32 protein-coding genes and 1 pseudogene are annotated in these 21,499 nt (G+C 58.6%); all 33 read left to right on the top strand.

Annotated elements, in window-relative coordinates:
* The first annotated feature begins 47 nt into the window (after positions 1-47).
* The gene (gene tuf, locus G438_RS0102455; RefSeq protein ID WP_026460010.1) at positions 48-1,238 is read left to right on the top strand and encodes an elongation factor Tu; all 1,191 of its coding nucleotides are present in this window, start codon (positions 48-50) and stop codon (positions 1,236-1,238) included.
* Positions 1,239-1,736: 498 nt separating this feature from the next.
* On the top strand, positions 1,737-4,103 hold the full coding sequence (locus G438_RS0102460) for a SpaA isopeptide-forming pilin-related protein (RefSeq protein ID WP_165569218.1): 2,367 nt from the start codon (positions 1,737-1,739) through the stop codon (positions 4,101-4,103).
* A gap of 529 nt (positions 4,104-4,632) precedes the next feature.
* Positions 4,633-4,941: a 30S ribosomal protein S10 gene (gene rpsJ, locus G438_RS0102465; RefSeq protein ID WP_005872737.1), complete on the top strand. Its 309-nt coding sequence runs from the start codon at positions 4,633-4,635 to the stop codon at positions 4,939-4,941.
* Positions 4,942-4,952: 11 nt separating this feature from the next.
* Positions 4,953-5,621 carry a 50S ribosomal protein L3 gene (rplC, locus tag G438_RS0102470; RefSeq protein ID WP_034284648.1) on the top strand — a complete coding sequence of 223 codons (669 nt, stop codon included), beginning with the start codon at positions 4,953-4,955 and terminating at the stop codon, positions 5,619-5,621.
* Positions 5,622-5,623: 2 nt separating this feature from the next.
* Positions 5,624-6,268: a 50S ribosomal protein L4 gene (rplD, locus tag G438_RS0102475; protein WP_026460013.1), complete on the top strand. Its 645-nt coding sequence runs from the start codon at positions 5,624-5,626 to the stop codon at positions 6,266-6,268.
* Positions 6,265-6,570 (top strand): 50S ribosomal protein L23, encoded by a 306-nt coding sequence (gene rplW, locus G438_RS0102480; protein ID WP_026460014.1) that lies wholly within the window; start codon positions 6,265-6,267, stop codon positions 6,568-6,570. The genes rplD and rplW overlap by 4 nt, the downstream gene beginning before the upstream one ends.
* A gap of 23 nt (positions 6,571-6,593) precedes the next feature.
* A complete protein-coding gene (rplB, locus tag G438_RS0102485; RefSeq protein WP_026460015.1) occupies positions 6,594-7,430 on the top strand; it encodes a 50S ribosomal protein L2 in 837 nt (278 codons plus the stop codon).
* Positions 7,431-7,445: 15 nt separating this feature from the next.
* Positions 7,446-7,727: a 30S ribosomal protein S19 gene (gene rpsS / locus G438_RS0102490; protein WP_026460016.1), complete on the top strand. Its 282-nt coding sequence runs from the start codon at positions 7,446-7,448 to the stop codon at positions 7,725-7,727.
* Positions 7,728-7,759: 32 nt separating this feature from the next.
* On the top strand, positions 7,760-8,131 hold the full coding sequence (gene rplV, locus G438_RS0102495; RefSeq protein WP_026460017.1) for a 50S ribosomal protein L22: 372 nt from the start codon (positions 7,760-7,762) through the stop codon (positions 8,129-8,131).
* Positions 8,131-8,928 carry a 30S ribosomal protein S3 gene (gene rpsC, locus G438_RS0102500; RefSeq protein WP_026460018.1) on the top strand — a complete coding sequence of 266 codons (798 nt, stop codon included), beginning with the start codon at positions 8,131-8,133 and terminating at the stop codon, positions 8,926-8,928. The genes rplV and rpsC overlap by 1 nt, the downstream gene beginning before the upstream one ends.
* 5 nt (positions 8,929-8,933) lie before the next feature.
* The gene (gene rplP / locus G438_RS0102505) at positions 8,934-9,353 is read left to right on the top strand and encodes a 50S ribosomal protein L16 (protein ID WP_026460019.1); all 420 of its coding nucleotides are present in this window, start codon (positions 8,934-8,936) and stop codon (positions 9,351-9,353) included.
* Entirely contained in the window at positions 9,353-9,586 is a 234-nt protein-coding gene (gene rpmC / locus G438_RS0102510; protein WP_026460020.1) for a 50S ribosomal protein L29, read from the top strand. The genes rplP and rpmC overlap by 1 nt, the downstream gene beginning before the upstream one ends.
* 5 nt (positions 9,587-9,591) lie before the next feature.
* Positions 9,592-9,858: a 30S ribosomal protein S17 gene (gene rpsQ / locus G438_RS0102515; RefSeq protein ID WP_026460021.1), complete on the top strand. Its 267-nt coding sequence runs from the start codon at positions 9,592-9,594 to the stop codon at positions 9,856-9,858.
* Positions 9,859-9,955: 97 nt separating this feature from the next.
* A complete protein-coding gene (gene rplN / locus G438_RS0102520; protein ID WP_026460022.1) occupies positions 9,956-10,324 on the top strand; it encodes a 50S ribosomal protein L14 in 369 nt (122 codons plus the stop codon).
* Positions 10,324-10,755 carry a 50S ribosomal protein L24 gene (gene rplX, locus G438_RS0102525; protein ID WP_026460023.1) on the top strand — a complete coding sequence of 144 codons (432 nt, stop codon included), beginning with the start codon at positions 10,324-10,326 and terminating at the stop codon, positions 10,753-10,755. The genes rplN and rplX overlap by 1 nt, the downstream gene beginning before the upstream one ends.
* 1 nt (position 10,756) lies before the next feature.
* Positions 10,757-11,302: a 50S ribosomal protein L5 gene (rplE, locus tag G438_RS0102530; protein WP_034284651.1), complete on the top strand. Its 546-nt coding sequence runs from the start codon at positions 10,757-10,759 to the stop codon at positions 11,300-11,302.
* Positions 11,303-11,305: 3 nt separating this feature from the next.
* Positions 11,306-11,491, top strand: coding sequence for a type Z 30S ribosomal protein S14 (locus G438_RS0102535; RefSeq protein WP_026460025.1), 186 nt, complete (start codon positions 11,306-11,308; stop codon positions 11,489-11,491).
* Positions 11,492-11,553: 62 nt separating this feature from the next.
* Positions 11,554-11,952: a 30S ribosomal protein S8 gene (gene rpsH, locus G438_RS0102540; RefSeq protein WP_026460026.1), complete on the top strand. Its 399-nt coding sequence runs from the start codon at positions 11,554-11,556 to the stop codon at positions 11,950-11,952.
* 15 nt (positions 11,953-11,967) lie between these two features.
* Positions 11,968-12,504, top strand: coding sequence for a 50S ribosomal protein L6 (gene rplF / locus G438_RS0102545; RefSeq protein ID WP_026460027.1), 537 nt, complete (start codon positions 11,968-11,970; stop codon positions 12,502-12,504).
* Complete coding sequence (gene rplR / locus G438_RS0102550) at positions 12,504-12,875, top strand: 50S ribosomal protein L18 (protein ID WP_026460028.1); 372 nt, start codon at positions 12,504-12,506, stop codon at positions 12,873-12,875. Before rplF ends, rplR begins: the two co-directional genes overlap by 1 nt.
* A 28-nt stretch (positions 12,876-12,903) precedes the next feature.
* Positions 12,904-13,599, top strand: a complete 696-nt coding sequence (gene rpsE, locus G438_RS0102555; protein ID WP_026460029.1) for a 30S ribosomal protein S5 — start codon at positions 12,904-12,906, stop codon at positions 13,597-13,599.
* A complete protein-coding gene (rpmD, locus tag G438_RS0102560) occupies positions 13,599-13,781 on the top strand; it encodes a 50S ribosomal protein L30 (RefSeq protein WP_026460030.1) in 183 nt (60 codons plus the stop codon). The genes rpsE and rpmD overlap by 1 nt, the downstream gene beginning before the upstream one ends.
* A gap of 2 nt (positions 13,782-13,783) precedes the next feature.
* Positions 13,784-14,263 (top strand): 50S ribosomal protein L15, encoded by a 480-nt coding sequence (gene rplO, locus G438_RS0102565; RefSeq protein ID WP_034284653.1) that lies wholly within the window; start codon positions 13,784-13,786, stop codon positions 14,261-14,263.
* Between the two features lie 221 nt (positions 14,264-14,484).
* Positions 14,485-15,777 (top strand): preprotein translocase subunit SecY, encoded by a 1,293-nt coding sequence (secY, locus tag G438_RS0102570; RefSeq protein ID WP_026460032.1) that lies wholly within the window; start codon positions 14,485-14,487, stop codon positions 15,775-15,777.
* Positions 15,774-16,349 carry an adenylate kinase gene (locus G438_RS0102575; RefSeq protein WP_026460033.1) on the top strand — a complete coding sequence of 192 codons (576 nt, stop codon included), beginning with the start codon at positions 15,774-15,776 and terminating at the stop codon, positions 16,347-16,349. The genes secY and G438_RS0102575 overlap by 4 nt, the downstream gene beginning before the upstream one ends.
* A 222-nt stretch (positions 16,350-16,571) precedes the next feature.
* Positions 16,572-17,498, top strand: coding sequence for a type I methionyl aminopeptidase (locus G438_RS0102580; RefSeq protein ID WP_026460034.1), 927 nt, complete (start codon positions 16,572-16,574; stop codon positions 17,496-17,498).
* A gap of 265 nt (positions 17,499-17,763) precedes the next feature.
* Positions 17,764-17,985 (top strand): translation initiation factor IF-1, encoded by a 222-nt coding sequence (gene infA / locus G438_RS0102585; protein ID WP_026460035.1) that lies wholly within the window; start codon positions 17,764-17,766, stop codon positions 17,983-17,985.
* A 43-nt stretch (positions 17,986-18,028) separates the two neighbouring features.
* Positions 18,029-18,142 carry a 50S ribosomal protein L36 gene (gene rpmJ, locus G438_RS0102590; RefSeq protein WP_003790577.1) on the top strand — a complete coding sequence of 38 codons (114 nt, stop codon included), beginning with the start codon at positions 18,029-18,031 and terminating at the stop codon, positions 18,140-18,142.
* Positions 18,143-18,283: 141 nt separating this feature from the next.
* Complete coding sequence (gene rpsM / locus G438_RS0102595; RefSeq protein ID WP_026460036.1) at positions 18,284-18,658, top strand: 30S ribosomal protein S13; 375 nt, start codon at positions 18,284-18,286, stop codon at positions 18,656-18,658.
* 72 nt (positions 18,659-18,730) lie between these two features.
* Entirely contained in the window at positions 18,731-19,138 is a 408-nt protein-coding gene (rpsK, locus tag G438_RS0102600) for a 30S ribosomal protein S11 (RefSeq protein ID WP_026460037.1), read from the top strand.
* Between the two features lie 146 nt (positions 19,139-19,284).
* Positions 19,285-20,286, top strand: coding sequence for a DNA-directed RNA polymerase subunit alpha (locus G438_RS0102605; protein WP_026460038.1), 1,002 nt, complete (start codon positions 19,285-19,287; stop codon positions 20,284-20,286).
* 43 nt (positions 20,287-20,329) lie between these two features.
* On the top strand, positions 20,330-20,866 hold the full coding sequence (gene rplQ, locus G438_RS0102610) for a 50S ribosomal protein L17 (protein ID WP_026460039.1): 537 nt from the start codon (positions 20,330-20,332) through the stop codon (positions 20,864-20,866).
* 86 nt (positions 20,867-20,952) lie between these two features.
* Positions 20,953-21,499: pseudogene (locus G438_RS0102615) on the top strand (alpha/beta hydrolase); the annotation flags it as partial.

Consider the following 21,499-nt stretch of genomic DNA (forward strand, 5'->3'; position numbering starts at 1 on the left):
ACCTAGCCATAGGCTGAGAATTTCTACCCGAGTCCAGGAGGACACAAGTGGCGAAGGCCAAGTTCGAGCGCACCAAGCCGCACGTCAACATCGGTACCATCGGTCACGTTGACCACGGCAAGACCACGCTTACTGCAGCGATCACCAAGGTGCTGCACGACAAGTACCCAGATCTCAACGAGTTCACCCCCTTCGATCAGGTTGACAACGCTCCTGAAGAGCGCGATCGTGGCATCACGATCAATGTCTCCCACGTCGAATACCAGACCGAGGCGCGTCACTACGCACACGTTGACGCCCCCGGCCACGCTGACTACGTCAAGAACATGATCACCGGTGCTGCCCAGATGGACGGTGCAATCCTCGTGGTTGCCGCCACTGACGGCCCGATGGCGCAGACCCGCGAGCACGTGCTGCTCGCTCGCCAGGTGGGCGTTCCCACCATCCTCGTCGCACTGAACAAGTCCGATGCTGTCGACGATCCCGACATGCTCGAACTCGTCGAAGAGGAATGCCGCGAACTGCTCTCTTCCCAGGGCTTCGATGGCGATAACGCTCCGATCGTTCAGGTGTCCGCTCTGAAGGCCCTTGAGGGTGACCCGGAATGGACCGTGAAGGTCGAAGAGCTCATGGATGCGGTTGACTCCTTCGTTCCCACGCCCGAGCGTGACATGGACAAGCCGTTCCTCATGCCAATCGAAGACGTCTTCACCATCACCGGCCGTGGCACCGTTGTGACCGGCCGTGTTGAGCGTGGCAAGCTGCCGATCAACTCCGAAGTTGAAATCCTCGGTATCCGCGAACCGCAGAAGACTACCGTTACCGGTATCGAAATGTTCCACAAGTCCATGGACGAAGCATGGGCAGGCGAAAACTGTGGTCTGCTCCTGCGTGGCACCAAGCGTGACGAAGTTGAGCGTGGCCAGGTTGTTGCCAAGCCCGGCACCATCACCCCGCACACCGACTTCACCGGTCAGGTGTACATCCTCAAGAAGGAAGAAGGCGGCCGTCACAACCCGTTCTTCTCCAACTACCGTCCTCAGTTCTACTTCCGTACCACCGACGTGACCGGCGTCATCACCCTTCCCGAGGGCACCGACATGGTCATGCCTGGCGACACCACCGAGATCACCGTTGAACTGATCCAGCCCATCGCCATGGAGCCCGGCCTCGGCTTCGCTATCCGCGAAGGTGGCCGCACCGTTGGTTCCGGTCGTGTGACTGAAATCCTTAAGTGAACCTGACCGGACATATGCGTGACTGAGCGCAGTCCGGAGGCTTCGTGCCTGGGCCCACTACTCACCTTGGGTAGTGGGCCCAGGTTTTTGTTATGTTGTGTATTGGCGCATTTGCTTTGTGATGCTTTGAAAGGATTGGAGCGATCCCCACATTTCGTGCTGCGCTATTGATCGCTGCCAAGAGGCGGGGAGGTCGTGCTGTGTTGCGTGCGGGAAGGTGAAGATACCACCGCTTAGGGTTGTGTGTTTCTTGGGTACATCCACATAATATATTCCAACTGGTAAACTACAAAAATTGCAGTTTATCAGTGATGTGGCTGACTTCACCACTGTTTTGGCTATCAAAATCTGTGCGTTGTTCAGTAAAGTATCGGCGATGCAGTAATTGTTGCGCCATCGTATCTTGGGCTAGCGAATTGCCTTTTCTTCTGTGTGGCGCATTTTGAGGAGCGAAACCTGATGTATGCGATGTGCCCTTGGCGTGCAAAGACAGTAGCGGTGATTTCAGGAATTATTGCCGCCCTTGTAATGATGCTCACCATATTCAGTGCCACACCAAGTATGGCTGACGATACTACGACACAAGAGACACCCACAACGATCACCGTTAATGTAGCGAGTCACCGCGCCTCCTGGAACTCAACCGTCGAGGGTGTTCTTTCCGCCTTGCAGATGAATGGCGCACGTTACGCGCTATTTACATCGATGACCGACCTTGCTCACGTACCTGGAACAGAATGTACCGTTACCGACGGAACTACCTGCACGATTACTGTGCCGACAGCGCTACGCGAAAAGCCACGCATATTTGTGGGTGAGATCGCGGCAGAACCCGGAAGCGAATACGTAGCGGCCTACCAACCGATTACAAAGATCGTTGCGACACTCAACCCCAGTCAAGCCCCCGAGCGTGCAACATTTGACCGTCGCGAAGTGGTTTTTACTCCCGGCGTCTACACCTACACGGCATCACACTTCACTGTACGCAAAAACAATCCCGACTTTGAGCGCCGTTGCCCAGCGGTACTAGCAAGCGACGGGTTGGATATCGCACTGGTCTACGACATGTCGTATTCCGTGGTACAAGCAAAGGCCGGTGACACGATGCGCGACGCCAGCGCAGCCTTCGTTAACAGGCTTGTGGGGACAAACTCTGCTGTGTCTCTATATTCTTTCGGTACTGATGCACCAGCACTGGGAAGCACCCACTACCCGAATCACTACAATGTTGACGATGCAACCCAATTAGCTCAACTGCAAGAAGGTATTCGCCTCTACGGTGTTGCGGTCAACACGATGCCACGACACGGCGGCTTGACAAATTGGGACGCTGGCTTGTGGGCGGTAGCAGCGGAATCGCAAAACAACAAGCATGACCTGGTGATTGTCCTTACTGACGGTTATCCCACGCTGCATAACACGCGCTATGCAGTCAATCCGCGTGTCGCGGGATATACAACTCAAGAAGCAGTCGCATGGGGGGCTTATTCAGCAAATGCTGTCAAGGCTACTGGCGCGCATATGTTAGTTGTGGGCATACAAGCTGCCGCAGATGACTATAATTCGTCAGCTATCTCGGGAAGTCGCCATTACACCGACGGTATGTATGTCGGACAAACCGACTACATCAAAGTGAAGCAGTGGGCTGACCTCGCACCAGTACTGCAGCAGATCGCCGAAAATATTGCCGCGCCTTGCCAGGCAAACATAACCGTCACCACCCACGAGCAGTCCGTGAACGGTGCTGCAACGCCGACAGGCAATTGGACTGTGACCGCAGCAGCAGCAAATGGTGTCACCATCGCTAACGCCACCCAGCAGGTCACTGACGTAGCCGCTGGACAAGCGCATTGGACGGCAAACCTCAATGCACCCAATGCAACAGGCACCGTCAGCCTCACTGAAACGATGCGCCCAGGGTGGCGTCTCGCCCAGGCGGTGTGCCACCGTGGCACCGAAGAGGTGCCAACGCGAGTGGACGCAGATACTGTGCACATTGACGGGGTAGGCGTAGGCGACAATATTGCCTGCACCTTCGTCAATGAGCAGCTACCTCCTGCCACTCTCACGCTACGCCACCACCTCGACAATACCGCGACCACCCACACTTGGGCACAACAGGGCAGTGCTGACGACTGGACCGTGGCGGCCACCAGGGGGCAGCAGCGCTGGGAACAGGCAGGCACGCTTACCGACATCACCCTTGACGCAGGTACCGTTACCTTGAGTGCAACGGCCCAGCAGATCACCGGCGGACTACCGAGCGATACCTACACAACCGGTGCCTGGCATTGCGTCGCAGATGGTGAGGACGTGCCCGTGAGTCCGCAAGGCGAGGTGACCCTGGCTGCCGGCAAGACATATGTATGTGAGGTAACGACAAGCCTCAAAGTCGGTGCCGTGACATGGGCAAAAGTTGATGAGTCAGGCGGCCCACTGGTTGGTTCCCAGTGGAGGATTGAGCGAGTCGGTAGCGATGCCGCAGTGCTCGCTGATATCACTTCGGCACATGCTTCTTTTGCCGTAGAAGGGCTGCCAGTTGGCCGCTATCTTCTACACGAGGCGCAGGCACCGCAAGGCTATCAAGCGCGTACCGAGCCGGTCGCCTTTGATGTGGTGCAAGGCTCCAGCACTGATCTTGGCACCTTGGCCAATACGGCTATGCCCGCTGCGCCCAGCAGTGGTGTCGACGCAGACAACGCGCCAACGACACAAGTTTCAGGTGGTGCCACCAATATCGCACCCGCGCGAGTTCAACTTGCATTGACGGGCACACATGCCGCCTCCATTGGTGCTGTAACACTTGTCTTGGCTGCTTTTGGTGTCGTCAGTGTGCGTGCATCGCGCTGTCGCACTCATCGTTAATAGCTCCTGGTGACACCTGGCCCGTGCTCGGAACAGTTTTGTTGACGAGGCGGTGCCAGGTGAGCGTTCCAATGCCCTTACTGGTTTGCGGAGACGACACCGGTACCGATGATGCGGATGTTTGGCACGTGTTCACACTGAAGTGTGACGCACTCCGTATGGACGACACGCCCGAGTGCGGGTACATTAGTTCTTTGGCGGTTGTGCGGTAAACGCTGATTCGATCGGTGTGGACCATGCAATGTGTCAACAAATGCTTTTCCTGTCGGTGGATTCACACGAAAACCAGCCTCTCGGATTTGCTCCGAGATAGGTGAATCTGCCAGACTAGAACGGTTGCCCCGCTTACTGGGGCGGTTCTGTGTGGACAGTGCTCCGCGCAGACAGGGCAAAATTGCCCGTGATCTTTGGACAAGACAGCGGTCCATTCCCCAAAAGGGGAGCCGTGCGTTAGGACAGTGTCGCTCCGATAGCGACACACCCGAGTGCGGGGACCGGTGGCGAATCTGGACGAGAAGAGGTAGACGGCATGGCGGGACAGAAGATCCGCATCCGGCTGAAGTCGTATGACCACGAGGTCATCGACAGCTCCGCGCGCAAAATCGTGGAGACAGTGCAGCGCGCAGGTGCCACAGTAGTTGGCCCAGTGCCCCTGCCGACCGAAAAGAACGTATTTGTCGTCATTCGGTCGCCCCACAAGTACAAGGACAGCCGCGAACACTTTGAGATGCGCACGCACAAGCGGCTCATCGACATCATCGACCCGACTCCGAAGGCCGTCGACTCGCTCATGCGTATTGACCTGCCTGCGGACGTCAACATCGAGATCAAACTCTGAGGACATCTGCAATGACAATCAACAAGAAGCAGCACGCTGGCAGGCCAATTACGGCACTGCTTGGCCGCAAGCTCGGTATGACCCAGGTGTGGGATGCCGACGGCCGTCTCGTGCCCCTGACTGTCGTGCAGGTCGGCACCAACGTTGTGACCCAAGTCCGAACCGAAGAAGTTGACGGCTACACCGCCATCCAACTCGGCTTCGAAGACATCGATGCACGTAAGGTCACCAAACCGCTCGCAGGGCACTTCGCTAAGGCTGGAGTAGCCCCCAAGCGTCACCTCGCTGAGATCCGTACCTCCGAAGCCGATAGCTTCGAAGTTGGGCAGGAACTCGCCGCTGACGTATTCGAGGCAGGTACTGCGGTCGATGTATCTGGCAACACCAAAGGCAAAGGTTTCGCTGGCGTTATGAAGCGCCATGGCTTTGCTGGCGTGTCAGCCTCCCACGGTGCACACCGCAACCACCGCAAGCCCGGTTCGATCGGCGCTTGCGCAACCCCCGGACGTATCTTCCGCGGCCAACGCATGGCTGGCCGCATGGGTGGCGTTCGCCGTACCGTTCAGAACCTCAAGATCCAGGCTGTGGATGCCGAAAAGGGTCTGCTGCTTATTAGCGGCGCTATCCCCGGCCCCAAGAACGGCGTGGTCCTGGTTCGTACCTCCGTGAAAGGTGCGTGATCATGTCTGAAGTTCGTACCATTGACGTCCTCGACGCAAAAGGCAAAAAGGCCTCGACCGTCGAACTCCCCGCAGAAATCTTCGACGTCGCAACTAATATCCCGCTGATGCACCAGGTCGTCGTGGCTCAGCTTGCAGCTGCCCGCCAAGGCACCCACGCCACCAAGACGCGCGGCCAGGTTTCCGGTGGCGGCAAGAAACCGTTCCGCCAAAAGGGCACCGGCAATGCTCGCCAAGGCTCCATCCGTGCCCCACACTTCACAGGTGGTGGCATCGTTCATGGCCCGCAGCCTCGTGACTACTCGCAGCGCACCCCCAAGAAGATGAAGCAAGGCGCATTGCGCTCTGCTCTGTCCGACCGTGCACGCGCTGGTCGTATCCACGTGGTGACCGCCCTCGTTGAGCTCGAAAAGCCCTCGACCAAAGCTGCAAAGGCAGCGCTGGAAGCTCTCGTCGAGAACCGCCAGGCACTCGTTGTCCTCGAGCGTCATGATGAGCTCACCGCACTGTCCCTGCGCAACCTACCCGAGGTTCACGTCCTGTGGGCCGACCAGCTGAACACCTACGACGTTCTTGACGCCGATGACATCGTGTTCACCCTGGGCGCCCTTGAGACCTTCCTCGGCACCAAGGAGGAAGCCAAGTGAGCACGATTGAGCCGGGTAAGAACCCCCGCGACATCATTCTCAAGCCTGTCGTGACAGAAAAGTCCTCGATCCTCATGGATCAAGGGAAGTACACGTTCGAGGTCGACCCCCGCGCAAATAAGACCGAAATCAAGATCGCCATCGAGCAGATCTTCGGCGTCAAAGTTGGCGCAATCGCGACCCAAAACCGCAAGGGCAAGGTGTACCGCACCCGTACCGGCACCGGTCGTCGCAAGGACGTCAAGCGCGCCATCGTTACCCTGCGTGAAGGCACTATCGACATCTTTGGCGAGCAGGCCTGAGGCGTCCGAGGTAGAGGAACATCATGGGAATTCGTAAGTACAAGCCCACGACCCCGGGTCGTCGTGGTGCGAGCGTTGCCGACTTCGTCGAACTCACTCGCTCCACCCCCGAAAAGTCGCTGGTGCGCCCCCTGCACAAGACAGGTGGCCGTAACAACAATGGTCGCGTGACGGCACGTCACCGTGGCGGCGGACACAAGCGTGCCTACCGTCTGATCGACTTCCGTCGTCATGACAAGGATGGTGTGCCCGCAAAGGTTGCTCACATCGAGTACGACCCGAACCGCACCGCACGCATCGCACTGCTGCACTACGCAGATGGTGAAAAGCGTTACATCCTATGCCCCGCCAAGCTCAACCAGGGCGATATTGTCGAAGCCGGCCCCGCAGCCGACATCAAGCCCGGCAATAACCTGCCTCTGCGCAACATCCCCCTGGGTACCGTTGTGCACGCCGTTGAGCTCTACCCAGGCGGCGGAGCCAAAATCGCTCGCTCCGCAGGCACCTCCGTTCAACTTGTCGCCAAGGAAGGCCGCTTCGCACAGCTGCGTATGCCCTCAGGCGAAATCCGCAACGTTGAGGTCACCTGCCGCGCCACCATCGGCGAAGTAGGCAATGCTGAGCAGGCAAATATCAACTGGGGTAAAGCAGGCCGTATGCGTTGGAAGGGCAAGCGCCCCCACGTTCGCGGTGTCGTCATGAACCCGGTTGACCACCCGCATGGCGGTGGTGAAGGCCGCACCTCCGGTGGTCGTCACCCTGTGTCCCCCTGGGGCAAGCCCGAGGGTCGCACCCGTCGTCCGAATAAGGCCAGCGACCGCCTCATCGTGCGTCGTCGCAAGACCGGCAAGAAGCGCTGATAGGGAGCTGGAAGAATGCCACGTAGCCTGAAGAAGGGTCCCTTCGTTGACGACCACCTCATGAAGAAGGTCGATGCAGCGATCGAGACCGGCTCGAAGAACGTTATTAAGACCTGGTCACGCCGTTCGGTCATCACCCCGGATTTCCTGGGTCTGACCTTTGCGGTCCACGACGGTCGCAAGCACGTGCCCGTGTTTGTTACCGAATCAATGGTGGGCCACAAACTCGGAGAGTTCGCTCCTACGCGTACTTTCCGCAGCCACGACAAGGACGACCGCAAGGGACGTCGGCGCTGAGCCGGCCCCTAGATAAGTAGAGGCAGGAAGCTATGGAAGCCAAGGCGCAGGCGCGTTACGTCCGCGTCACGCCCCAGAAGGCACGCCGTGTTGTGAACGAAGTTCGCGGCAAGCGTGTACTGGAGGCCGCCGACATCCTGCGGTTCGCTCCGCAGGCAGTCGCCACCGATGTCCGCAAGGTGCTGCTCTCGGCAGTTGCCAACTCGAAGGTGAAAGCTGAACTTGTCGGCGAAACCTTCAACGAGGCCGATTTGCTCGTCCTCGAGGCATACGTCGATGAAGGCCCGACCATGAAGCGGTTCCGTCCGCGTGCACAGGGTCGCGCAGGTCGCATCCTCAAGCGGACCAGCCACATTACTGTCGTGGTTGGCACCAAAGAAGATAAGAAGAAGGGAGACCGGTAATGGGCCAGAAGGTTAACCCCACCGGGTTCCGCCTGGGAATCACCACTGATCACCGGTCTCGCTGGTTCTCTGACTCCTCAGCAAAAGGCCAGCGTTACGCTGACTATGTCGCAGAGGACGTCGCAATCCGCAAGACTCTGTCCGAAACCCTTGAGCGCGCCGGTATCGCCAAAGTCGATATCGAACGTACCCGCGACCGCGTCCGCGTGGATCTGCACACCGCACGCCCCGGCATCGTTATCGGTCGCCGCGGCGCGGAAGCAGACCGTTTGCGCCAGTCGCTGGAAAAGCTCACTGGTAAGCAGGTACAGCTCAACATCCTCGAGGTGAAGAACCCCGACCTGGATGCTCAGCTGGTCGCTCAAGGTATCGCTGAACAGCTCACCGCACGCGTTTCCTTCCGTCGCGCCATGCGTAAGGGCATCCAGTCCGCACAGCGCGCAGGTGCTAAAGGTATCCGCGTGCAGGTTTCCGGTCGCCTCGGCGGCGCCGAAATGAGCCGCAGCGAGTTCTACCGGGAAGGCCGTGTGCCCCTGCACACGCTGCGCGCCAATATCGACTACGGCTTCCACGAAGCCCGCACCACCTTCGGCCGTATCGGCGTGAAGGTATGGATCTACAAGGGTGACGTTACCGAACGCGAATTCGCACGCCAACAGGCCGAACAGGCTAACCGTGGCGGACGCCGTGGTGAACGTCGCGGCGGTGGCCGCCGTGGCACACGTCCCCAGCAGGACAACAGCCAAGCTCAGGCTGCACCCGCAGCCGCTGGCTCCGAGACCGGAACGGAGGCCTGAGCCACATGCTCATTCCCCGTCGTACCAAGTGGCGTCGCCAGCACCGTCCGCATCGCACGGGCAACGCAACGGGTGGCACTGAACTGGCATTCGGCCAGTACGGTATCCAAGCCCTCGAAGGCGCATATGTGACCAACCGCCAAATCGAAGCGGCACGTATCGCCATGACCCGTCACATCAAGCGTGGCGGTAAGGTCTGGATCAACATCTTCCCAGACCGTCCGCTGACCAAGAAGCCTGCTGAAACCCGTATGGGGTCCGGTAAAGGTTCCGTGGAGTGGTGGGTCGCTCCGGTCAAGCCTGGCCGCATTATGTTCGAGCTTGCCGGCGTCAACGAAAGCCTCGCACGTGAGGCAATGCGCCGTGCACAGCACAAGCTTCCAATGAAGACCCGTTTCGTGGTCCGAGAGGGTGGTGATTTCTGATGGCCGACAAGGGTCTGACCACCGCCGACCTCGACGCCATGGACGATGCACAACTGTCCAAGGAACTCGAGAAGGCCAAGGCCGAACTTTTCAACCTGCGTTTCGCACAGGCTGTTGGTTCCCTGGAAGACCACGGTCGCATGCGTACCGTGCGTCGCGACATTGCCCGCATCTACACCATCGCGCGTGAGCGGGAGCTCGGCTACCGCACCGCCCCGAGCACCAAGGAGTGATCAGCATGTCTGAATCCACCCCCCGCAATCAGCGCAAGGTCCGTCGCGGCTACGTCACAAGCGACAAGATGGATAAAACCGTTGTTGTCGAAATCGAGGACCGCGTCAAGCACGCCCTCTACGGCAAGGTTATGCGCAAGTCCAAGAAGGTCAAGGTTCACGATGAGCACAATGAGTGCGGCATCGGCGACCTCGTCCTCATCATGGAGACCCGCCCGTTGTCAGCCACCAAGCGCTGGCGCGTCGTGGAGATCCTCGAAAAGGCGAAGTGACCTTCGCCCTATAGACCGAAATCCGTTCGGCAAGGCTCGGCGGCGAGGCTAAATACCTCGCCGCAGAGAACCGGCTCGACGACAGGAGTCACAGAAAATGATTCAGCAGGAGTCGCGACTGAAGGTCGCCGACAACACAGGTGCCAAGGAAATCCTGACCATCCGTGTTCTCGGTGGCTCGGGTCGGCGTTATGCGGGCATTGGCGACACAATTGTCGCCACTGTCAAAGACGCTATCCCCGGCGGCAACGTCAAGAAGGGAGACGTCGTTAAGGCGGTTATCGTGCGTACACGCAAGGAAACCCGCCGTCCCGACGGTTCCTACATCCGTTTCGATGAAAATGCGGCCGTCATCTTGAAAAACGATGGCGAACCCCGCGGTACACGCATCTTCGGCCCTGTGGGTCGTGAGCTGCGTGAGAAGAAGTTCATGAAGATCGTGTCGCTCGCACCGGAGGTGATCTGATGGCAGCGAAAATCCGTAAGGGCGACCTGGTTGAGGTCGTACGCGGCCGTACCTCCGACGAAAAGAAGCTTGCTAAGCGCAATGCGCGTCGCGAAGCCGAGGGCCTCGAACCCCTCAAGCCAGGCGACAAGGGCCGTCAGGGCCGCGTGATCAAGGTTCTGCCCGCCGAAGGCAAAGTCATCGTCGAAGGCATCAACCTCAAGACCCGTCACGTGCGTCAAGGAGCACAAGGCCAAGCCGGTGGTATTGAAACCATCGAAGCGCCTATCTCCCTGGCAAAAGTTGCCCTGGTTGACCCCGACACCAAGCAGCGCGTTCGCGTTGGTTTCCGCGAGGACACCATCGAGCGTGACGGTCGCACCCGCACCGTGCGTGTTCGCGTGACACGCGGCGGCGCCAAGCGCGGCATTGAACAGGGTAAGGAGATCTGAGATGGCACCTCGTTTGAAGGAAAAGTACAACTCGGAGATCAAGGACGCCCTGCGCACTGAGTTCGGTCACGCCAACGTCATGGAGGTCGGCGGCCTCGTCAAGATCGTCGTCAACATGGGCGTCGGAGAAGCCGCGCGTGACTCCAAAGCCCTGGAAGGTGCAATCCGCGACCTCACGGCGATCACCGGCCAAAAGCCGGTTGTCACCAAGGCCAAGAAGTCCATCGCGCAATTCAAGCTTCGCGAAGGCCAAGCCATCGGCGCACATGTGACGATGCGTGGCGATCGCATGTGGGAATTCCTGGACCGTCTCCTATCCACCGCGCTGCCCCGCATCCGCGACTTCCGTGGTCTGTCGGCAAAGCAGTTCGATGGCAATGGCAACTACACCTTCGGTCTCACCGAACAGTCAATGTTCCATGAGATCGATCAGGACTCCATCGACCGAGTGCGTGGCATGGACATCACCGTCGTCACCTCGGCCAAGACCGATGCAGAAGGCCGTGCGCTGCTGCGTCACCTCGGCTTCCCCTTCAAGGAGGACTGACACATGGCCAAGACGTCCCTCAAGATCAAAGCCGCACGCACCCCGAAGTTCGCGGTGCGCGGCTACACCCGGTGCAACCGTTGCGGTCGTCCCCGCTCGGTGTACCGTAAGTTCGGACTGTGCCGCGTGTGCCTGCGCGAGCTCGCCCTTCGCGGCGAACTCCCCGGCGTCACCAAGAGCAGCTGGTAAAACTGACGTCGTAGGTCCCGGTGCGCCGGAGAAACCGCGACGAGGAAGGGGAGAAACCCCCAATGACAATGACTGATCCAATCGCAGATATGGTCACACGTCTGCGTAACGCTACACGGGCCCACCACGATGCGGTTTCCATGCCGTATTCGAAACTGAAGGCCGCTATTGCGAAGATCCTCGTCGACGAAGGCTACATCGCCTCCATCGAAGTTGAAGACGCTCGCGTCGGTAAGACGCTGATCCTGAACCTCAAGTACGGCAACCACCGCGAAGCCGCACTGCAGGGTCTTCAGCGCGTCTCCAAGCCGGGTCTGCGCGTATACGCAAAGTCCACCAACCTGCCTAAGGTCCGCGGCGGCCTCGGCGTGGCTATTCTGTCCACGTCCTCCGGCTTGCTTACCGACCGTCAAGCAGCCGACAAAGGCGTGGGCGGCGAAGTCCTCGCCTACGTTTGGTGATAGGGAGGCTGAACTATGTCGCGTATCGGTAAGAACCCCGTCGTCATCCCAGCAGGCGTTGACGTCACCATCGACGGCCAAACCGTTTCGGTTAAAGGCCCTAAGGGTACCCTCAGCCACGTTGTGGCAGAGCCCATCGAGGTCACACTCGAAGAAGGCACTGTAGTCGTGAGTCGCCCTGATGACGAACGCCTGTCGCGTTCGCTTCATGGCCTGAGCCGCACCCTGATTAACAACATGATCATCGGCGTAACCGAGGGCTACTCGAAGCAACTCGAAATCACCGGTACCGGTTACCGTGTGGTCGCCAAGGGTAAGGACCTCGAGTTCTCCCTCGGCTTCTCCCACACTGTGCTGGTACCTGCTCCTGAAGGCATCGAGTTCACCGTCGAGTCCCAAACCAAATTCACGGTTAAGGGCATCGACAAGCAGCTCGTTGGTGAAACCGCCGCACGTATTCGCAAACTGAAGAAGCCTGAACCCTACAAGGGCAAGGGTATTCACTACGTTGGCGAAGTTATCCGTCGCAAGGTCGGAAAGGCAGGTAAGTGATGTCCCCCGTTATCAAGGGCAAGGGCAAATTCGTTGCCCGCAAGCGCCGTCACCTGCGCCTGCGCAAGAAGATCAGCGGCACCACCGAGTGTCCACGTCTCGTGGTTACACGCTCCAACCGCCACATGGTGGCACAGGTCGTCGACGACACTGTCGGCAAGACCCTCGTGTCCGCCTCGACAATGGAAGCCGACATTCTTGCTGCCGAAGGCACCAAGAAGGACAAGGCTGCCAAGGTTGGCGCACTGATCGCCGAGCGTGCTCAGGCCGTCGGCATCACCACCGTGGTCTTTGACCGCGCTGGCAATAAGTACCATGGCCGCGTGGCCGCCGTCGCTGAAGCCGCCCGTGAGGGCGGATTGGCGCTGTGACCCGACCCAGAGAAAGAGAGATCAACTGATGGCTGCACAGCAGCGAGGCAGGAACGGTCAGGAAGGCTCTGAGCGTTCGGGCGACGGCGAACGTCGCGAACGCCGTGGCGGACGTGGGGAAGCCCGCGATAGCCGCCGAGGCGAAGAGAAGAACCAGTACATCGAACGCGTTGTCACCATCAACCGCGTGTCCAAGGTGGTTAAGGGTGGACGTCGTTTCTCCTTCACCGCATTGGTCGTCGTTGGTGATGGTGAAGGCACCGTCGGTATCGGCTACGGAAAGGCGAAGGAAGTTCCCCAAGCCATTTCCAAGGGCGTTGAGGAGGCGAAGAAGAACTTCTTCCGCGTCCCGATGATCCGCCGCACTATTACACACCTCGTTCAGGGACGCGACGCTGCAGGTGAAGTTCTGCTTCGACCCGCAGCTCCCGGTACCGGCGTTATCGCCGGCGGCCCGGTGCGCGCTGTCCTCGAAGCAGCAGGTGTCCACGACGTGCTGACCAAGTCCCTTGGCTCAGACAACGCAATCAACATCGTCCACGCAACGGTTGCCGCGCTCAAGCAGCTTGAGCAGCCCGAAGCTGTGGCGGCTCGCCGTGGCCTGTCGCTCGAACGTGTCGCACCAGCGGCAATGCTTCGTGCGCGCGCCGAAGGTGAAGCTGAAAAGCGTGCCGAGGCTGAAAAGGCCGAGGCTGATAAGGCAGCTGCAGGGGTGAGCGAGTAATGGCGAACCTGAAGATCACGCAGGTCAAGTCCACGATCGGCGCGAAGCAGAATATGAAGGACACACTGCGTACCTTGGGGCTACGCAAGATCGGTCAAACGACCGTGCGTCCAGATACTGATGCTGTTCGCGGCGCCGTGCGCACCGTGCGTCACCTCGTAACCGTTGAGGAGGTCGACTGACCATGGCGGACTCCAAGAAGACAGCCGCAACTGAGCAAGTGAGTGTTGTGAAGCTACACCACCTGCGTCCTGCCCCAGGTGCCAAGACCGCGAAGACCCGCGTGGGTCGCGGTGAAGGCTCCAAGGGTAAGACCGCAGGCCGCGGTACCAAGGGCACTAAAGCCCGTTACCAGGTTCCCGCAGGCTTCGAAGGTGGGCAAATGCCTATCCACATGCGCTTGCCTAAGCTCCGCGGATTCAAGAACCCCTTCCGTGTCGAATACCAGGTCGTCAACGTGGGACGTCTTCAGGAACTATTCCCTGAAGGTGGCACCGTGACGGTTGAAGACCTTGTCGCCAAGAGCGCGGTCCGTGACGGACACCCCGTCAAGGTTCTGGGCACCGGTGACATCTCGGTCAAGCTTGAGGTAATTGTGGACTCCTGGTCCGCCTCGGCTGAAGCCAAGATCACCGCAGCCGGCGGAACCCTCCAGGCCCGCTGAGACACCCAGGAGGGTGGTCCGATCACGGACCACCCTCCTTTGTCTCACAACCATTAATCCCGTACAGTTGTGCACGGGTCCGCACAGTGTGACACGCCTCGGCGATGAGGCACTCGTCCCACTAGGACCTCAGAACGTGCCACCGACCTCGGCAATCCGGTAGTCTGACCTGGTTGCCAGGCTGGTTTCATACCAGCGCCCATCACCAACAGGAGGAAGCCTTGCTCAGTGCATTCGCACAGGCGTTCCGCACACCCGACCTTCGTCGGAAGCTGCTGTTTTCGTTGTTCATTATGGCGATGTTCCGCATGGGTTCGTATATCCCCGCACCCGGCGTTGACTCCGCGGCCGTTCAACGATGCCTCGCAGCACAGAACGACGCCTCCCTGCTTGATTTGGTTAACCTTTTCTCGGGTGGCGCCCTCCTTCAGCTTTCCATCTTCGCGCTTGGCATCATGCCGTATATCACCGCGTCGATTATCATTCAGCTGCTGCGCGTAGTGGTGCCCCGATTCGATGACCTCCACAAAGAGGGGCAAACCGGGCAGGCAACACTGACCCAATACACTCGTTATCTCACCATCGGTTTAGGTGTCCTTCAATCTGCCACATTGATTTCGCTGGCACGCTCCGGTGGGATGTTCCCTGGCTGTAGCGAAAATATTATCGCCGACACTTCGGTGATTGGGTTCCTTGTGATGCTCATAGTGATGACTGCTGGCACTGCTGTCATCATGTGGCTAGGTGAACTCATCACTGAACGCGGTATCGGCAACGGCATGTCACTGCTGATCTTCACCTCGATCACTGCCACGATGCCCACCCAGCTGCTTGCCATTGGACAGTCGGGTAAGTGGGGTGCGGTCGGCGCCATTATCCTTATGATGCTTGGTGTGACTGCGGTCGTTGTCTACCTCGAGCAGGCGCAGCGGCGCATTCCGGTGCAATACGCCAAACGTATGGTGGGACGCCGCCAATATGGTGGTTCGACAACATACCTGCCGTTGAAGATCAATATGTCGGGCGTTATCCCCGTCATCTTCGCAACATCGATCCTGGCATTGCCTCCGATGTTTGCGCAATTTGGTGATCCGACATCTGCGTGGGTGCAGTGGATCGGCACGAATTTCAACCAGACCGCATGGCCCTACCTGACAGCCTACGGTTTGTTGACGCTTTTCTTTACCTTCTTCTACACCGCAATCACCTTTAACCCGGACGAAGTTGCTGACAATATGAAACGCTACGGTGGTTTCGTTCCCGGGTACCGCGCAGGTCGGCCCACCGCTGAATACCTGCGTTATGTCATCAACCGTCTGACCACAGCAGGTGCTTTGTACCTTGTCGTGATCGCTCTGCTTCCCGCCTTGTTGATCATCCCTCTGAGCCTTTCAGCAAATCAAATGCCCTTCGGTGGCACGACGTTGCTGATTGTGGTCGGTGTTGGTCTGCAGACGGTGAAGGAAATCAATACGCAGCTCCAGCAGCATCACTATGAAGGATTCCTTCGATGACACGCATCATCCTGCTTGGTCCTCCGGGAGCAGGCAAAGGTACTCAGGCTCGAAAGATCGCTGAGAGGCTTAGCATTCCGGCTATCTCTACCGGTGAAATCTTTCGGTCGAATATGGCTGCAGGAACCGAATTAGGTAACCGGGCACGCCAATACATGGACAATGGTGAATTTGTTCCCGATTCGGTGACGAACCCGATGGTGAAAGTCCGTTTGTCAGCGCCCGATACTGATGCAGGTTTCTTACTTGACGGCTATCCGCGTACCGTATCCCAAGCACAGGTCCTGGCAGAATACCTGGAGGAATCGGGCCGAGGTATTGACTTGGTCTTGGCTATTGAAGTGGATGAGGACGTTGTCGTCGAGCGGATGCTCAAGCGTGCGCAGGAGCAGCATCGTTCTGACGACACCGAGCCAGTGATTCGGCACCGTCTTGAGGTCTATCACGAGCAGACAGAGCCAATTGCCGCTTACTACAGCCAACGTGGTTTACTTGAAACGGTCGATGGCAGTGGGACGGTCGACGAGGTGTGGGCAAGTATCGAAGAGGTCCTTGACCGCCTTGCCAAGTAGTGTGCAGTGCCGCATTCGCTGTCAAAGCGAGTGCGGCACTTCCATACTGTGCATGTGGGTGTTGGCTGGTGTGACACACGCTGAGCTGGGTACCGTGGCATATCGGTGAGGCTTTGCTAACTATGGGGTCACGGCACGCACATCGGTGGGCGCAAAGACTAGCACCTCCCATCGGTTGGGCCAGGAGTATCTTAGGCTTATCACACGAAAGTAAGGACAATGATGGGTCGCATCGAATACAAAACCCGAGACGAAATACGCCACATGCGCCGTGCGGGCCTAATTGTGGCGCAGATCCACGCCGCTCTGCGTGAGGCAGCGGTTGCTGGCGTTTCGACTGGTGAACTTGACGATGTGTGCCGTGCGGTGATCGCGCGCAACGGCGGGCATTCGAATTTCTTGAACTATCACGGCTACCCGGCAACCGTATGTATCTCGGTGAACGACATCGTCGTTCACGGGATCCCTGGAAAACAGAAACTCTGTGACGGCGATATCGTAAGCTTCGACTGTGGGGCTTGGGTGAGTGCCTCGGGTAAGCAGTGGCATGGCGATGCTGCATTTACGTGCGTAGTCGGTGATCCGTGGGTTGATGATGTTACGTTTGCTGCCATGCGAGGCGCTGGCAAGCAGGGGTCCGTAGCAGATCCTCATGCCGTAGAACGGGGAGCCGTAGTGACGAGGCGTCGCGAGCTTGACGCTGTGACCCGCGAAGCGCTGTGGGCAGCGTTGGCCGCCGTTGCCTCGTCAAAACGCCTATCGTGCGTGGGGCAGGCAGTTGAGGATGTCGTTGCTGACCGTGCTCTGGAACTGGGGTGGGAAGCAGGCATCATCGAGGAGTTTACTGGTCACGGTATTGGCACCGCTATGCACCAGGAGCCGGAAGTTTTGAATTATCGTGCGCGCGGCATGTCTCCACGCCTTAAGCCTGGCATGGTCCTCGCTGTAGAACCGATGCTGACCACTGGTGGAATTGATACGCGTACGGAGGCTGATGATTGGACTGTGCGGTGCAGTGATGGTTCAGATGCAGCCCAGTGGGAACATACCATCGCAATTCTCGATGACGGTATTAGTATTCTGACCGCGGTTGACGGTGGGGTAGCGGGACTGGCACCCTACGGTGTCACTCCGGTGGACCTCGACTAGCGGGCTGATACGCACCTGTTGGCAGGCATGCGAATACAGCCGCAGACCCAGAGGCAAGTGTGGACACCGAGGCGGGTGTGAGTGTTGCCGATCGGCTCAATGGTGAGGCAGTCGACACTGCTGCGGACTAGCGTCCTCACCTCGTTTTCGCGTAGTGTTGATCCTTGGGCGTGTCGCCTTTGGATGATTCATATCCGCAGCACGCGCCCTCCCGGTCGCGTTGCGGCTGGGAAGTCCGAGATGCGTAGAGGTGAGTCCGAGGCACATGGCGAAGAAAGACGGCGTCATCGAAATGGAAGGCACGGTCATTGAGGCCTTGCCAAATGCGATGTTCCGCGTCGAGTTGAACAACGGTCACGTTGTTCTCGGCCACATTGCCGGCAAGATGCGTCAGCACTATATCCGTATCCTCCCGGAGGATCGCGTAGTTGTTGAACTCAGCCCGTACGACCTATCCCGTGGTCGTATCGTCTACCGCTACAAGTAAAAGCACCGACACAAGCTGCCGTGAGGCAGTGGAGGTATACACCATGAAGGTCAAGCCGAGTGTCAAGAAGATCTGTGACAAGTGCAAGGTGATTCGTCGCCACGGCAACGTCATGGTCATCTGTGACAACCCCCGGCACAAGCAGCGTCAAGGCTGAGCCTGACACTGCTGCCAAAGTGGGCATAAGCCCAACAGCATTCCTCTAAACGCGATAGCGACCCTCGGTTCGGAGGCCGGGGCCGGGTGGCTCACCCGGAAAGGGGAGTGACGACCTCCGAAGAGCAAATGGAGCACAAACATGGCACGTATTGCCGGCGTCGACCTGCCCCGCGAAAAGCGGATGGAGATCGCGCTTACCTACATCTACGGCGTTGGACGTACCCGCGCCAAAGAAACTCTTGCAGCAACCGGCGTCAGCCCGGATGTGCGCGTCAAGGACGCCACTGAAGACGACCTGGTCAAACTGCGCGAGTACATCGAAAATAACTTCAAGGTTGAAGGTGATCTTCGCCGCGAAGTCCAAGCAGACATTCGCCGCAAGGTCGAAATTGGTTCTTACCAGGGCCTTCGTCACCGTCGTGGTCTGCCGGTCCACGGTCAACGTACCAAGACCAACGCGCGTACCCGTAAGGGCCCCAAGCGCACTGTTGCAGGCAAGAAGAAGGCCAAGTAATAGGCCGCGGTCGGCCAGGCAATTACTGTACCGCCGACCACTACTCATACGACTTCGAAGGAAAATACACACATGGCTGGAAAGACCACCCGCACCGGTGCAGGCCGCAAGCCTCGCCGCAAACTCTCCAAGAACGTCACCCACGGTCACGCGTACATCAAGTCGACGTTCAACAACACCATCGTTTCCATCACCGACCCCACAGGCGCCGTTATCTCTTGGGCCTCGTCAGGTCAGGTCGGCTTCAAGGGCTCACGCAAATCGACCCCCTTCGCTGCACAGCTCGCTGCCGAGGCCGCCGCGCGCCGCGCACAAGAGCACGGCATGAAGAAGGTTGATGTCTTCGTTAAGGGGCCCGGTTCCGGTCGTGAGACTGCGATCCGTTCCCTGCAGGCAGCAGGCCTCGAGGTTGGCTCCATCCAGGATGTCACCCCGCAGGCACATAACGGCGCACGTCCTCCGAAGCGTCGCCGCGTCTGAGCGCCCAGCGGGGCACCGCCTCGGCAATTGCCGAGCAGGCCCCCACGTCTGGAAGCGAGCATCCTGCTTCTTCCACACCCCTTGACCGCAACTGCGGACCCCTATCCGACGTCATATAGTGGGCGTCGGTCAGAAAGGAACAAGACGTGCTCATTGCAGAACGCCCCATCCTCACCGAGGAGAAGGTCAGCGATTTCCGTTCGCGTTTTACACTTGAACCCCTTGAACCAGGCTTCGGCTACACGCTGGGTAACTCGCTGCGTCGTACGCTGCTGTCATCGATCCCTGGTGCGGCTGTGACCACTATCCGCATTGACGGAGTGCCTCACGAGTTCCGCACCGTCGACGGTGTCAAGGAAGATGTTGCTGAGATCATCCTCAACATCAAACAAATCGTGCTGTCTTCGGAAAACGACGAGCCTGTCGTGATGTACCTGCACAAATCCGGCCCTGGCCCGGTTTACGCGGGCGATATCACGCCTCCGGCCGGCGTGGAAATCCACAACCCTGAGCTTCACCTCGCGACCCTGAACGAAAAAGGCAAGCTGGAAATTGAACTGACTGTCGAACGTGGTCGCGGCTACGTATCAGCAGCGCAGAACAAGGATCCTCAGGCAGAAATTTCCCGGATTCCGATCGACTCGATCTACTCGCCGGTTGTCAAAGTGACCTACAAGGTTGAAGCAACCCGTGTTGAGCAGCGCACCGACTTTGATCGCCTCATCATCGATGTGGAGACCAAGCCGGCCATTGCCCCACGCGACGCTATCGCTTCGGCAGGTAAGACCCTGGTTGAACTCTTCGGCCTCATGCGCGAACTGAACGAAGAAGCAGAAGGTATCGAAGTTGGCCCCTCCACCACGGACGCCACCCTCGCTGCTGACCTCGCGTTGCCAATTGAAAACCTTAACCTGCAGTCACGCTCGTACAACGCTCTGCGTCGTCGCGGCATCCTCTCGGTGGGCGAACTTGTTGCCCACTCTGAGGCAGACCTGCTTGACATCCGTAACTTCGGCACGAAGTCCATTGAGGAAATCAAGGATGCGCTTGCAACCCTTGGAATGACCCTCAAGGACTCTGTCATGCCCACAATTGGTGGCGACGCAGTCGATCCCGGTTCGATCTTCAGCGACGACCAGTCCATCTGACAATTGCGCGTCCGATGGACGCCACATAACGTAGGAGAAACCTATGCCTACCCCTAAGAAGGGTGCACGTCTGGGTGGGAGCCCAGCACACCAGAAGCTCATCCTTTCCAACCTTGCCGCTCAACTCATTGAGCACCGCGAGCTGGTGACCACTGAGGCTAAGGCCAAGATGTTGCAGCCGTATGTGGAAAAGCTTGTGACCAAGGCCAAGCGTGGCGATCTGCACGCTCGTCGTACTGTTGCTAAGAAGATCCCTAATAAGGACGCCGTCTACGTGCTATTCGACGAAATCGTCCCCGCAATGGATCCTGAACGCGCTGGTGGCTATACCCGCCTGACCCGCGTGGGCAACCGTAAGGGCGACAATGCCCCCATGATGCACATTGCATTTGTGATGGAGCGCGTGGAGAAGAAAGCTGTCGTTTCTGCTGCAGAAAAGACCGCTGAGGCTGCTGCCGCCAAGGTTGAAGAAGCCAAGGAAGAACCCGCGGTTGAAGAAACGGAAGTAACCGAGGAAACGGAAGCCGTAGAGCGCGATGCCGCGGAAGATGTAGCTGAGGAAACCACTGAAGAGAAGTGACCTTCTCGTCACGTTCTTAGAGGGCCGGAGCGATTGTTAATCGCTCCGGCCCTCTGGTTTTGCCGAATCTTTGGACCAGGTCGTGTGTGATTCGCTTATGTGGGGTGTGTGAGTGGGCGGGGAGTTTTTCTCAGGGGCTTGCTGATTTGCCGGATCCGAGTTGGTCTACTGGGGAGGTTGCGGCGTGGTGGCAGGCGTTGACGGTTGCGGAGCGGGAGCGTTTGGTGAGGGAGTTTCCGGAGGTGGTGGGTAATCTTGATGGGGTGGATGCGGCGTCGCGGGATGCGGCGAATCGGTGTCGTTTGCCGGTGTTGGTGCAGGAGTTGGAAGGTGAGGTTGAGCGTTTAACGTCGTTGCATGAGGAGTGGCAGGAGCGTGTGGGGGCAGAAGGGTTGGTGGATCCTGGTGGGGTGAGGCATGCGGTGTCTCCGTATCTTGCTGCTTTGACGATGGCGCAGAAGCGGTTGCGTGATGCTCACGCCATTGAACAACTGATTCAAAGTGATGATGATGTGTCGTTGTTGATGCTTGATGACACGGGGTCGGCGCGTTTGCGTACTGCTGTTGCTGTGGGGGATGTGGATGAGGCTGATCATGTGGCGACGTATGTGCCGGGTATGGGCACTGCTCCTG

The sequence above is a fragment of the Schaalia suimastitidis DSM 15538 genome (assembly GCF_000429105.1).
In the GTDB taxonomy this organism is placed as follows: Bacteria; Actinomycetota; Actinomycetes; order Actinomycetales; family Actinomycetaceae; genus Pauljensenia; species Pauljensenia suimastitidis.

Excerpts from the sequence above, each read along its gene's own strand:
- rpsJ (WP_005872737.1), top strand. The coding sequence starts at position 4,633 with ATGGCGGGACAGAAGATCCGCATCCGGCTGAAGTCGTATGACCACGAG.
- rplC (WP_034284648.1), top strand. The coding sequence starts at position 4,953 with ATGACAATCAACAAGAAGCAGCACGCTGGCAGGCCAATTACGGCACTG.
- rplD (WP_026460013.1), top strand. The coding sequence starts at position 5,624 with ATGTCTGAAGTTCGTACCATTGACGTCCTCGACGCAAAAGGCAAAAAG.
- rplB (WP_026460015.1), top strand. The coding sequence starts at position 6,594 with ATGGGAATTCGTAAGTACAAGCCCACGACCCCGGGTCGTCGTGGTGCG.
- rpsS (WP_026460016.1), top strand. The coding sequence starts at position 7,446 with ATGCCACGTAGCCTGAAGAAGGGTCCCTTCGTTGACGACCACCTCATG.
- rplV (WP_026460017.1), top strand. The coding sequence starts at position 7,760 with ATGGAAGCCAAGGCGCAGGCGCGTTACGTCCGCGTCACGCCCCAGAAG.
- rpsC (WP_026460018.1), top strand. The coding sequence starts at position 8,131 with ATGGGCCAGAAGGTTAACCCCACCGGGTTCCGCCTGGGAATCACCACT.
- rplP (WP_026460019.1), top strand. The coding sequence starts at position 8,934 with ATGCTCATTCCCCGTCGTACCAAGTGGCGTCGCCAGCACCGTCCGCAT.
- rpmC (WP_026460020.1), top strand. The coding sequence starts at position 9,353 with ATGGCCGACAAGGGTCTGACCACCGCCGACCTCGACGCCATGGACGAT.
- rpsQ (WP_026460021.1), top strand. The coding sequence starts at position 9,592 with ATGTCTGAATCCACCCCCCGCAATCAGCGCAAGGTCCGTCGCGGCTAC.
- rplN (WP_026460022.1), top strand. The coding sequence starts at position 9,956 with ATGATTCAGCAGGAGTCGCGACTGAAGGTCGCCGACAACACAGGTGCC.
- rplX (WP_026460023.1), top strand. The coding sequence starts at position 10,324 with ATGGCAGCGAAAATCCGTAAGGGCGACCTGGTTGAGGTCGTACGCGGC.
- rplE (WP_034284651.1), top strand. The coding sequence starts at position 10,757 with ATGGCACCTCGTTTGAAGGAAAAGTACAACTCGGAGATCAAGGACGCC.
- G438_RS0102535 (WP_026460025.1), top strand. The coding sequence starts at position 11,306 with ATGGCCAAGACGTCCCTCAAGATCAAAGCCGCACGCACCCCGAAGTTC.
- rpsH (WP_026460026.1), top strand. The coding sequence starts at position 11,554 with ATGACAATGACTGATCCAATCGCAGATATGGTCACACGTCTGCGTAAC.
- rplF (WP_026460027.1), top strand. The coding sequence starts at position 11,968 with ATGTCGCGTATCGGTAAGAACCCCGTCGTCATCCCAGCAGGCGTTGAC.
- rplR (WP_026460028.1), top strand. The coding sequence starts at position 12,504 with ATGTCCCCCGTTATCAAGGGCAAGGGCAAATTCGTTGCCCGCAAGCGC.
- rpsE (WP_026460029.1), top strand. The coding sequence starts at position 12,904 with ATGGCTGCACAGCAGCGAGGCAGGAACGGTCAGGAAGGCTCTGAGCGT.
- rpmD (WP_026460030.1), top strand. The coding sequence starts at position 13,599 with ATGGCGAACCTGAAGATCACGCAGGTCAAGTCCACGATCGGCGCGAAG.
- rplO (WP_034284653.1), top strand. The coding sequence starts at position 13,784 with ATGGCGGACTCCAAGAAGACAGCCGCAACTGAGCAAGTGAGTGTTGTG.
- G438_RS0102575 (WP_026460033.1), top strand. The coding sequence starts at position 15,774 with ATGACACGCATCATCCTGCTTGGTCCTCCGGGAGCAGGCAAAGGTACT.
- G438_RS0102580 (WP_026460034.1), top strand. The coding sequence starts at position 16,572 with ATGGGTCGCATCGAATACAAAACCCGAGACGAAATACGCCACATGCGC.
- infA (WP_026460035.1), top strand. The coding sequence starts at position 17,764 with ATGGCGAAGAAAGACGGCGTCATCGAAATGGAAGGCACGGTCATTGAG.
- rpmJ (WP_003790577.1), top strand. The coding sequence starts at position 18,029 with ATGAAGGTCAAGCCGAGTGTCAAGAAGATCTGTGACAAGTGCAAGGTG.
- rpsM (WP_026460036.1), top strand. The coding sequence starts at position 18,284 with ATGGCACGTATTGCCGGCGTCGACCTGCCCCGCGAAAAGCGGATGGAG.
- rpsK (WP_026460037.1), top strand. The coding sequence starts at position 18,731 with ATGGCTGGAAAGACCACCCGCACCGGTGCAGGCCGCAAGCCTCGCCGC.
- rplQ (WP_026460039.1), top strand. The coding sequence starts at position 20,330 with ATGCCTACCCCTAAGAAGGGTGCACGTCTGGGTGGGAGCCCAGCACAC.